Raw genomic sequence first — 2,420 nt, forward strand, 5'->3', positions numbered from 1 at the left:
GGGGGGCGGGGAGTGGCCAGGCGGCGCGGGGGGGGGGGCGGGGGGCCGCGCGGGCGGGGGCGGGGCGGGGGGCCCGGCGCGGCGGGCGGGGGGGGCCGGGGCCGCGGCCCCGGTCAGTTGAACTGGTCCGGGTGCGGGCCGGTCCGCAGGTCGCGGTCGGTGGCGGCGATGGCGGCCATGTCCTCGTCGGTCAGCTGGAAGTCGAAGACGTCCAGGTTCTGGCGGATACGCGCCGGGGTGACGGACTTCGGGATGACGATGTTGCCGAGCTGGAGGTGCCAGCGCAGGACCACCTGGGCGGCGGACTTGCCGGTGCGGGCGGCGATCGCGGTGATCGCCGGGTCGTCCAGGACGGCGCCCTGGGCGAGCGGGCTCCACGCCTCGGTGGCGATGCCGTGCTCGGTGTGGAAGGCGCGCAGCTCGGCCTGCTGGAGGCCGGGGTGCAGCTCGACCTGGTTCACGGCGGGCACCAACCGGCTTTCGTCCAGCAGGCGCTGGAGGTGGGCGGGCTGGAAGTTGGAGACGCCTGCGGCGCGGATGCGGCCCTCGGAGGCGAGGCGCTCGACGGCGCGCCAGGAGTCCAGGTAGAGGTCGCGGGCCGGGGTGGGCCAGTGGATCAGGTACAGGTCGAGGTACTCGAGGCCGAGCTTGGCGAGGCCGGCGTCGAAGGCGCGCAGGGTGGCGTCGTAGCCCTGGTCGGCGTTCCACAGCTTGGTGGTGACGAACAGGTCCTCGCGCGGCAGGCCGGAGGCGGCCAGGGCGCGGCCGACGCCGGTCTCGTTGCCGTAGATCGCGGCGGTGTCGATGCTGCGGTAGCCGGCCTCCAGGGCGGAGGTGACGGCGGCGGTGGTCTCGGCGTCGGGGACCTGGAAGACGCCGAAGCCGAGCTGGGGGATCTCGACGCCGTTGTTGAGCTTCACGGTGGGGACGGTGGGGTTGTTCATGGTGCGTGCTTCCATTCAGCGGGGGAGGTCGGTGAGGGTGTGGCGGACGGTCTGGGCGCTGATGAGTCCTCGGTGTGGTTCCCGGCGATGTGGTCGAGGCCCCCGGCGCCCAGGCGCCGCCCGTGGTCGGCGAAGACCTCCTGGGGCGTGCGGGTCACCGGGCGAGTTCGGTCAGCGCGGCGGTGGCGAAGGAGTGGTCCTGCTCCGGGGCGCCGCCGCCGAGGCCGATGGCGCCGACGAGCTTGCCGTCGCGGTGGATCGGGACGCCACCGGCGATGAAGAGGAGCGGCCGGTCGAGCGCGGTGGCCAGGGTGTGGAACGGTCCGTCCGGCTTGACGAGGTCGACCAGGTCGGCGGTGGGAGCGCCCAGTTGGAGGGCGGTGTACGCCTTGCGGGTGCTGGTCTCCCCGGAGATCAGCACGGCGCTGTCGTCGCGGAGGAAGGCGAGCAGGTGGCCGCCCGCGTCCAGGACGGTGACGCTGACCGCGACCCCGGCCGCCTGGGCGGCGCGGCGGGCGGCGGCGACGAGGGTCTCGGCGTCGGCGGTGGTCAGCGGGGTGAGGGTGGTGCTCATGGTGGCGCTACTCCTGGAAGGAACGGGGAGAGGGGAACTGGGGAGGGGGGAACTGGGGAGGGGGACGGTCAGTGGTGGACGGGGACGGGAGCGGCGGTGACGGCGCCCTCCCGTACGGGGGTGCGGCGCTCCAGGACGGCGGACCAGACGGCCAGCAGGAGCGCGGCTCCGGCGAGCAGCGCGCCGACCCAGTTCGGGGCGGTGTAGCCGAGGCCAGCCGCGATCACCTGGCCGCCGAGCCAGGCGGCGAGGGCGTTGCCGAGGTTGAAGGCGCCGATGTTGACGGCGGAGGCCAGGGTGGGCGCGCCGTGCGCCTGGTCGAGGACCCGCTTCTGCAGTGGCGGGACGGTGGCGAAGCCGAGCGCCCCGACGAGCAGGATGGAGACCGCGGCGAGGATCTTGTTGTGCGCGGTGAGGGTGAACAGGGCCAGCACGACGGCGAGTCCGCCGAGGGAGGCGTAGAGCATCGGCATCAGCTTGCGGTCGGCGAACCTGCCGCCGAGCAGGTTGCCGAGGAACATCCCGGCACCGAACAGGACCAGCAGCCAGGTGACGGCGCCGTCCGAGTATCCGGCGACGTGGGTCATCATCGGCGCGATGTAGGTGATCGCCGCGAAGACACCGCCGAAGCCGAGGACGGTCATCGCCATGGCGAGCAGGACCTGCGGGTTGCGGAACGCCGTGAGCTCGCGGCGCAGGTGGGCGCCCTCGGGGCGGGGCAGGGCGGGGACGAGCTTGGCGATGCCGAGCAGGCCGACCACGCCGAGCGCGGCGACGCCGGCGAAGGTGGCGCGCCAGCCGACGGCCTGGCCGATGAAGGTGCCCAGCGGCACGCCGACGATGTTGGCGACGGTGAGGCCGGTGAACATCGTGGCGATGGCGCCGGCCTTCCTGTCGGGGGC

Annotated in this window: 3 protein-coding genes; all 3 read right to left on the reverse strand. The window is 74.0% G+C overall.

The features are described from left to right. Nucleotides 1-113: 113 nt before the first annotated feature. Nucleotides 114-944 (reverse strand): aldo/keto reductase, encoded by an 831-nt coding sequence (locus tag ACFV61_RS35550; RefSeq protein WP_380345438.1) that lies wholly within the window; start codon nt 942-944, stop codon nt 114-116. 154 nt (nt 945-1,098) lie between these two features. Beyond that, complete coding sequence (locus ACFV61_RS35555; protein ID WP_380345440.1) at nt 1,099-1,518, reverse strand: heme-binding protein; 420 nt, start codon at nt 1,516-1,518, stop codon at nt 1,099-1,101. A gap of 68 nt (nt 1,519-1,586) precedes the next feature. Beyond that, a partial coding sequence (locus ACFV61_RS35560; RefSeq protein ID WP_380496288.1) for an MFS transporter occupies nt 1,587-2,420 on the reverse strand: 834 nt, incomplete at its 5' end.

This window comes from Kitasatospora sp. NPDC059817 (assembly GCF_042731835.1).
In the GTDB taxonomy this organism is placed as follows: Bacteria; Actinomycetota; Actinomycetes; order Streptomycetales; family Streptomycetaceae; genus Kitasatospora.